This window comes from Micromonospora tarensis (assembly GCF_016803395.1).
Classification (GTDB): domain Bacteria; phylum Actinomycetota; class Actinomycetes; order Mycobacteriales; family Micromonosporaceae; genus Micromonospora; species Micromonospora tarensis.
Genome location: NZ_JAEVHL010000306.1, coordinates 1 through 6,601, shown reverse-complemented (window position 1 = coordinate 6,601; position 6,601 = coordinate 1). Strand labels below are relative to the sequence as shown.

5 protein-coding genes and 1 pseudogene are annotated in these 6,601 nt (G+C 74.4%); 4 read left to right on the top strand and 2 right to left on the bottom strand.

All coding sequences use genetic code 11. The features are described from left to right. The 4 genes and pseudogenes from JM949_RS32215 to hutH all read left to right on the top strand — a co-directional run. On the top strand, window positions 1-677 hold a 677-nt coding region (locus JM949_RS32215), incomplete at its 5' end, for a M20/M25/M40 family metallo-hydrolase (protein ID WP_203151857.1). Between the two features lie 190 nt (window positions 678-867). Next, window positions 868-2,225: pseudogene (locus tag JM949_RS32210) on the top strand (formimidoylglutamate deiminase). Continuing rightward, complete coding sequence (hutI, locus tag JM949_RS32205; RefSeq protein ID WP_203151856.1) at window positions 2,222-3,406, top strand: imidazolonepropionase; 1,185 nt, start codon at window positions 2,222-2,224, stop codon at window positions 3,404-3,406. The pseudogene JM949_RS32210 and the gene hutI overlap by 4 nt, the downstream one beginning before the upstream one ends. Continuing rightward, window positions 3,403-4,941 (top strand): histidine ammonia-lyase, encoded by a 1,539-nt coding sequence (gene hutH, locus JM949_RS32200; RefSeq protein ID WP_203151855.1) that lies wholly within the window; start codon window positions 3,403-3,405, stop codon window positions 4,939-4,941. Before hutI ends, hutH begins: the two co-directional genes overlap by 4 nt. A gap of 156 nt (window positions 4,942-5,097) precedes the next feature. Here the strand turns inward: hutH and rdgB are convergent, their stop codons facing one another. After that, the gene (rdgB, locus tag JM949_RS32195; protein ID WP_203151854.1) at window positions 5,098-5,715 is read right to left on the bottom strand and encodes an RdgB/HAM1 family non-canonical purine NTP pyrophosphatase; all 618 of its coding nucleotides are present in this window, start codon (window positions 5,713-5,715) and stop codon (window positions 5,098-5,100) included. After that, window positions 5,712-6,437 carry a ribonuclease PH gene (gene rph, locus JM949_RS32190; protein WP_203151853.1) on the bottom strand — a complete coding sequence of 242 codons (726 nt, stop codon included), beginning with the start codon at window positions 6,435-6,437 and terminating at the stop codon, window positions 5,712-5,714. Before rph ends, rdgB begins: the two co-directional genes overlap by 4 nt. Window positions 6,438-6,601 lie beyond the last annotated feature (164 nt).

The following is a 6,601-nucleotide window of genomic DNA, read 5'->3' as shown; positions in this document are numbered from 1 at the left end:
TGCTGGGCCGGTTCGGCGCCTTCGTCGAGTTGCACGTCGAGCAGGGCCGCGCGCTCGTCGACACGGCCGCGCCGGTGGCGGTGGCCAGCGCGATCTGGCCGCACGGCCGGTGGCGCTTCGACGTCGTCGGCGAGGGCAACCACGCGGGCACCACCCGGATGGCCGACCGCCGCGACCCGATGCTGACGTACGCGTTCACGGTGCTGGCGGCGAACAAGGAGGCCCGGCTGCGCGACGCGCACGCCACAGTGGGCCGGGTGGCCGTGGAGCCCAACGCGACGAACGCCATCCCGTCGAAGGTGACCGGCTGGCTGGACGCCCGGGCCGCCGACCCGGAGACGCTGACCGGGTTGGTCGACGCGGTACGCGGCAAGCTCGCCGAGCGGGCCCGCCGCGACGGTACGACGGTGACCGTCACCGAGGAGTCGGTCACCCCCGTGGTCGCCTTCGACGGCGACCTGGCCAACCGGTTGGCCACGCTGCTCGACGCGCCGGTGCTGCCCACCGGCGCGGGGCACGACGCCGGGGTGCTCGCCGCGCACCTGCCCACCGCGATGCTCTTCGTGCGCAACCCGACCGGGGTGTCGCACTCCCCCGCCGAGGCCGCCACCGACGACGACTGCGCCGCCGGGGTACGGGCGCTGGCCCGGGTGCTGGAGGAGCTGACATGCCGGTAGACGAGGTGCGGCGGCGTCCGGGGATGCGGTGGTTCCGGTGCGGCGGGGACCAACACCTCGTGTTGACGTCCTTTGGAGCTGATGTCGCAAACGAGTCACACGGAAGCCCAGCCCTGACCTCCGCCCCAGCCCCAGCCCCGACCCCGCCGCTGATGTCACAAACGATTCAGCTCCAAAGGAGGCGAGCGGCATGACCACCACCCGCTGGCTGGCGGAGTACGCCTGGCTGCCCGAGCACGCCGAGCCCACTCCCGACGTGCTGATCGAGACAGCCGGCGGGCGGATCACCGGGGTGACCGCACTGGCCGCCCAGGGCCGGCCGAGCGCCGGGGTGGACGTGTACGCCGACGCCCTGGCCCTGCCCGGCCTGACCCTGCCCGGGCTGGCCAACGTGCACTCACACGCCTTCCACCGGGCACTGCGTGGGCGTACCCACGGCGGACGGGGCGACTTCTGGAGCTGGCGCGACCAGATGTACGCGATCGCGGACCGGCTCGACCCGGACACCTACCTCGCCCTGGCCCGAGCCGTCTACGCCGAGATGGCGCTCGCCGGGATCACCTGTGTGGGTGAGTTCCACTACCTGCACCACCGGCCCGACGGCGGCCCGTACGACGACCCGAACGCGATGGGCGCGGCGCTGGTGGAGGCCGCCGCGCACGCCGGGATCCGGCTCACAGTGCTGGACGTCTGCTACCTGACGTCCGGTGTGGACGGCGGTGCCCTCGCCGGGCCGCAGCGCCGCTTCGGCGACGGCGACGCGGCCCGCTGGGCCGAGCGGGCCACGGCTTCCCGTCGACGGACCCGCACGCCCGGCTCGGCGCGGCCGTGCACTCGGTGCGGGCGGTCCCGGCCGACCAACTCGGCACGGTCGCCGACTGGGCCCGCCAGCGGCAGGCGCCGCTGCACGTGCACCTCTCCGAACAACCCGCCGAGAACGACGAGTGCCGGGCCGTGCACGGCCGCACGCCCACCGCCCTGCTCGCCGAGCACGGCGTGCTCGGGCCGGACACCACCGCCGTGCACGCCACCCACCCGACCAGCGCCGACCTGACCCTGCTGGGCGACAGCCGGACCGGGGTGTGCCTCTGCCCGACCACCGAGCGGGACCTCGCCGACGGCATCGGCCCGGCCCGGCGGATGGCCGACGCCGGGATCCGGTTGAACCTCGGCAGTGACAGCCACGCGGTGATCGACCTGTTCGAGGAGGGCCGGGCAATGGAGCTGGACGAGCGGCTGCGCACCCGCCGGCGCGGCCACTTCGCGCCGCTCGACCTGCTGACGGCGGCCAGCACCGCCGGGCACGCCGCGCTGGGCTGGGCCGACGCCGGAGGATCGCCGTGGCGCCGCGCCGACCTGGTGACGGTACGCCTGGACAGCCCCCGCACCGCCGGAGTGCCGCCGGTCGGCGCGTTCTTCGCGGCGGGCGCGGCGGACGTCGAGCAGGTCGTGGTGGACGGCCGGGTGGTGGTGGCCGAGGGCCGACACCTGAGCGTCGACGTGCCGGCCGAGTTGTCGGCGGCCATCGCGGCGGTGCTTCCCGGATGAGCAGCCTGCTTGTCGACAACATCGGGGAGTTGGTCACCAACGCTGCCGGCGAGGACCCGCTGGGCATCCGTCGCGACGCCGCCGTGCTGGTCGAGGAGGGCCGGGTGGCCTGGGTCGGGCCGTCCAGGTACGCGCCGGCCGCCGACCGGCGGGTGGACGCCGGTGGGGCCGCCGTGCTGCCCGGCTTCGTGGACAGCCACGCCCACCTGGTCTTCGCCGGCGATCGGGCCGCCGAGTTCGCCGCCCGGATGGCCGGCGAGCCGTACACCGGTGGCGGCATCCGTACCACCGTCGGCGCGACCCGGGCCGCCACCGACGCCGAGCTCCGGGCCACCGTGCGCCGGCTGCACGGGGAGGCGCTGCGCCAGGGCACCACCACCATCGAGATCAAGAGCGGGTACGGGCTTACCGTCGCCGACGAGGCCCGCTCGCTGCGGATCGCCGCCGAGACCAGCACCGAGACCACCTTCCTCGGGGCCCACGTGGTGCCCGCCGAGTACGCCGACCGCCCCGACGACTACGTCGGGCTGGTCTGCGGGCCGATGCTGGCCGCCGCCGCACCGCACGCCAAGTGGATCGACGTGTTCTGCGAGCGGGGCGCCTTCGACGTCGACCACGCCCGCGCCATCCTCGCCTGTGGGCAGGCCGCCGGGCTGGGCGTACGGCTACACGCCAACCAGCTCGGCCCCGGCCCGGGTGTGCAGCTCGGGGTGGAGTTGGGCGCGGCCAGCGTCGACCACTGCACCCACCTGAGCGACGCCGACGTGGCCGCGCTGGCCGACACGGCACAGCGCGACGGGTCGGGCACCCGGACCGTGGCGACGCTGCTGCCCGGGGCCGAGTTCTCCACCCGCTCGCCCTACCCGGACGCCCGACGGCTGCTCGACGCCGGTGTCACCGTCGCGCTGGCCACCGACTGCAACCCCGGCTCGTCGTACACCTCGTCGATGCCGTTCTGCGTGGCCCTCGCGGTCCGCGAGATGCGGATGACCCCGGCGGAGGCGGTCTGGGCCGCCACCGCCGGTGGTGCGCGGGCGCTGCGCCGCGACGACATCGGGGTGCTCACCCCCGGCGCGCGGGCCGACCTCGTCGTGCTGGACGCGCCGTCCTACCTGCACCTGGCCTACCGGCCCGGTGTTCCCCTGATCCGCCAGGTAATTCGCAACGGAGTAACGCCATGACGACCGTGACCATCCAGCCCACCGGAATCTCCGCCGACGACGTGCTCGCGGTGGCCCGCGGCACCGCCACGGTCGTCCTCGCCCCGGCCACCATCGACGCGATGGCGACCAGTCGGGCCATCGTGGACGGCATCGAGTCGTCCGGCCGCCCGGTCTACGGGGTCTCCACCGGGTTCGGGGCATTGGCCAACACCTTCGTCGCCCCGCAGCGGCGGGCCGAACTGCAACACGCGCTGATCCGCTCGCACGCCGCCGGGGTGGGAGCCCCGATGCCGCGCGAGGTGGTCCGGGCCATGATGCTGTTGCGGGTCCGGTCCCTCGCGCTGGGCCGCTCCGGGGTCCGCCCGCTGGTCGCCGAGGCCCTGGTCGACCTGCTCAACCACGACATCACCCCGTGGGTGCCGGAGCACGGCTCGTTGGGCGCCTCAGGTGACCTGGCCCCGCTGGCGCACTGCGCGCTGGCGCTGCTCGGTGAGGGCTGGGTGCTCGGCCCGGCCGGCGAGCGGCAGGACGCCGCCGACGCGCTGACCGCCGCCGGGCTCAAGCCGATCGAGCTGGCCGCCAAGGAGGGGCTGGCGCTGATCAACGGCACCGACGGGATGCTCGGGATGCTGCTGCTGGCCATCCACGACGCGGCGCACCTGTTCGCCATGGCCGACGTGACCGCCGCGCTGGCCATCGAGGCGATGCTCGGCTCGGAGCGGCCGTTCCTGCCGGAGCTGCACGCGATCCGGCCACACCCGGGCCAGGCGGCGTCGGCGGCGAACATCCACCGACTGTTGCAGGACTCCCGGGTGATGGACTCGCACCGCGACGACCTGGCGCACGCCGTGCAGGACGCGTACTCGATGCGCTGCGCCCCGCAGGTCGCCGGCGCGGCCCGGGACACCCTGGACTTCGTCCGCACGGTCGCCAGCCGCGAGCTGGTGTCCGTGGTGGACAACCCGGTGGTGCTGCCGGACGGCCGGGTCGAGTCGACGGGAAACTTCCACGGCGCGCCGCTCGGCTTCGCCGCCGACTTCCTCGCCATCGCCGCCGCCGAGGTGGGGGCGATCGCCGAGCGGCGGGTGGACCGGCTGCTCGACGTCACCCGCTCCCGGGAACTGCCCGCCTTCCTCTCCCCCGACGCGGGGGTGAACTCCGGACTGATGATCGCCCAGTACACGGCGGCCGGGATCGTCGCGGAGAACCGGCGGCTGGCCGCCCCCGCCTCGGTGGACTCGCTGCCCACCAGCGGCATGCAGGAGGACCACGTCTCGATGGGCTGGGCGGCGGCCAAGAAGCTACGCACCGTCCTGGACAATCTGACCAGCCTGCTCGCGGTGGAGTTGCTGGCCGGCGTACGCGGCCTCCAGTTGCGTGCCCCGCTGGTGCCGTCGCCCGCCGGCCGGGCGGCCGTCGCCGCGCTCGGCGCGGCAGCCGGTGAGCCGGGCCCGGACGTGTTCCTCGCCCCCGTCATGGAGGCGGCCCGGACCGTCGTCGCCGGGCCGGAGCTGCGTGCCGTCATCGAGCGGGAGGTCGGCCCGCTGGGCTGAGCAACGGGCGTCGGCGGGTGCTGCCAGCGCTGCGGCACCGCCGAAATCAGCGGAGAGGTGCCCCGGGGACGCTGGCGACGGAGGACCGCGTCCCGATCGACGAACTCGGCGGTGACCTGGTGACGAAGCGTTGGTGACCGGCGGGCCCGGCGATGCTCAGGCCGCCGCCGGCAGCACCTTGGCGACCAGCTTCGCCAGCTCGCGCAGCGCCTTGCCGCGGTGGCTGATCGCGTCCTTCTCCGCCGGGGTCAGCTCGGCGTTGGTCCGGTCCTGCCCGTCACCGAGGAAGATCGGGTCGTAGCCGAAACCGCCGTCACCGCGGGGAGCGCGCAACACCCGCCCGGACTGCCGGCCGTCGACGAGGTGCTCCTTGCCGCCCGGCAGCACCAGCGCCACGGTGCAGACGAACGAGGCCGCCCGCTGCTCGTCCGGCACGTCGGCGATCTGGTCCAGCACCAGTTGGAGGTTGGCCCGGTCGTCGCCGTGCTGGCCGGACCAGCGGGCGCTGAACACGCCCGGCATCCCGTTGAGCGCGTCCACCGCGAGACCGGAGTCGTCGGCGATGGTCGGCAGCCCGCTCTGCCGGCAACCCTCCCGCGCCTTGATCAACGCGTTCTCGCCGAAAGTCAGGCCGGTCTCCGGCAGCTCCGCGTACTGCTCGACGTCGTCCAGGCCGAGCAGGGCGATCCGGTGCGCGCCGAGCGCGCCGTCCAGGATCCGCTGAAGTTCCACCAGCTTCTTGCGGTTGCGGGTGGCGAGCAGGACCTTGTTCATGAGAGAGCCTTCCGCTGGGCTTCGGCCAATTCGGTGCAACCCGCGACGGCCAGGTCGAGCAGACTGTCGAGCTGGTCCCGGGCGAACACGCCCGCCTCACCGGTGCCCTGCACCTCGACGAAGTCGCCCGCACCGGTGCACACCACGTTCATGTCCACCTCGGCGGCGACGTCCTCCTCGTAGCAGAGGTCGAGTCGCGCCTCACCGGTGATGATGCCCACGCTCACCGCGGCCACCGAGCGGTGCATCACCCTCTCCGGCTTGCCGGCCAACGCCTTGCGGGCGGCCAGCCAGCCCACCGCGTCGTGCAGCGCCACGTATGCGCCGGTGATCGCGGCCGTGCGGGTGCCGCCGTCGGCCTGGAGCACGTCGCAGTCGAGCACTATCGAGTTCTCGCCGAGCGCCTTGAGGTCGATGCTGGCCCGCAGGCTGCGGCCGATCAGCCGGGAGATCTCGTGCGTGCGGCCACCGACCCGACCCTTGACGCTCTCCCGGTCGGAGCGGGTGTTCGTGGCCCGGGGCAGCATCGCGTACTCGGCGGTCACCCAGCCGAGCCCGGAACCCTTGCGCCAACGGGGCACCCCCTCGGTGACGCTCGCCGTGCAGAGCACCCGGGTGCCGCCGAACTCGACGAGCACCGACCCCTCCGGGTGGGTGCTCCAGCCCCGGGTCAGGGTCACCGGTCGAAGTTGAGAGGGCCCTCGCCCGTCAGGTCGCGCCATGCCTGCACCCTATGCGGTGCGGCGATCCACCTCCGCCGGGGTGCCCCGACCGGCGGGCGCGTCGTGCACGCGGAGGAACCCGGCGACCGCGGCCGGCCAGCCGAACTCCTCGGCCCGCGCCCGGGCGACCCGCCGCCGCTGCGCCTCGGGCCGGGCCGCCAGGC